We start from the raw sequence: 1,667 nt of genomic DNA, 5'->3' as shown, positions 1-1,667 counted from the left end.
AAACAGTAGAATTACGTTTCTAGCAAATGGTGAGATTAGCGCTAAATCAACAGATGCTGTAACGGGTAGTCAGCTTTTTGAAACGAATGATAAGGTTATTACTTATTTAGGGGGCAATGCAGCTTTTAATAATGGTGCGTTTACAGGGCCAACCTATAGTTTATCGGAGATTGATAAAGATGGTAAGATAACAGCCAAACCTTTTACCAATGTTGGTTCAGCATTTGAAGGACTTGATACAAATATCAAGAATGTGAATCAGAGGATTAAGGAAGTTTCTGAAGGAGTCGCACAGGATTCCTTGAATTGGAGTAATGAAGCCAATGCGTTTGTAGCTAAGCATGGAACGGAAGGAAGCAGTAGCAAATTGAAGTTTCTTTTAGATGGAGAAGTTTCTAAAGGTTCAACAGAAGCGATTACTGGCAACCAACTTTATTCAATGAATCAAACAGTTGCGACGTATTTTGGTGGAGGCGCTGGCTATGAAAATGGAAAATGGGTTACCCCTACCTTCAAGCTTAAAACTATCAATGAAGATGGTAGTACTGGTGAGGAAAAGGTTTACAATAGTGTATCGGAAGCATTTGCTGGTGTTGCGAGTTCTATCACGAATGTTCATAATGATGTGACGAATGTAGTGAGTGATAGTCTTGCCAAGCAGGATGATGAGACGAAGGTTATTACTATTGGGAAAGAAGCAGAGGGTACAGAACTCAATATTGCAAATAAGGACAAAGTAGATCGGACGCTTTCCGGTGTGAAGGAAGCGGTGAGAGGTAATGAAGCGGTTAACAAAGAGCAACTTGATCAAAGTTTAGAGAAGCTTTCTAGCAGCCTTCAGTCTGATGATTCAGCTGTTGTGCATTACGATAAAAAAGATGGTGATAATGGCGGCATTGATTACACGAGTGTGACTTTAGGTAAAGGTAAGGATGCAGGACCAGTTGCGCTTCATAATGTCAAAGATGGTACCATTGCTGATAGTTCACATGATGCGATTAATGGTAGTCAGATTAACACAATTTCTCAGAATGTAGCTAAATTCCTTGGTGGTGATGCAAAATTTGTTGGCGGTACGTTTACAGGACCGACTTATAAATTATCCAAAGTTTCTACAGAAGGTGAGGTAACAGAAGCTTCCTTTAGTGGTGTAGATACAGCGTTTACAGGGCTTGATGAGAATATTCAGAATGTTAATGCACGGATTAAAGAGGTTTCTGAAGGAGTAGCGCAGGATTCTTTATCTTGGAGTGATAAGGAAAAAGCCTTTGTAGCAAAGCATGGAGATGGATCGGAAAGAAAAAATAGCAAAATTAAGTTTCTTGAAGATGGTGCAATCTCTGCGGATTCAAGTGATGCAGTGAATGGTTCACAGCTTTTTGATACGAATAAGACTGTTGCAACTTATTTAGGTGGTGGCGCTGAATATAAGGAAGGTCAATGGAGAGCTCCAAGCTTCAAAGTTAAGATCGTCAAAGAAGATGGCAGTGCCGTTGAAGAGCAGAGCTATGATGATGTTGCGTCTGCCTTTGCTGGTGTTGGTGATTCATTCACGAATATTCATAAAGAGCTTCAGAATGAGATTAATAAAGTTGTAGGAGATAGTCTTGTTAAGCAGGATGATGCTACGAAGGTAATCAAGATAGGTGGTGAAAAAGAGGGTAGTG

1 pseudogene is annotated in these 1,667 nt (G+C 40.0%); it reads left to right on the top strand.

The annotated features are described in order from the left end of the window. Positions 1 to 1,667 (top strand): annotated as a pseudogene (locus tag ACFIJZ_RS09740) (hypothetical protein); the annotation flags it as partial.

It is taken from the genome of Bartonella sp. CL70QHWL (genome assembly GCF_042194855.1).
Lineage (GTDB): Bacteria > Pseudomonadota > Alphaproteobacteria > Rhizobiales > Rhizobiaceae > Bartonella.
The sequence above is the reverse complement of the archived record's forward strand: the minus strand, read 5'-3'. Positions and strand labels throughout refer to the sequence as shown.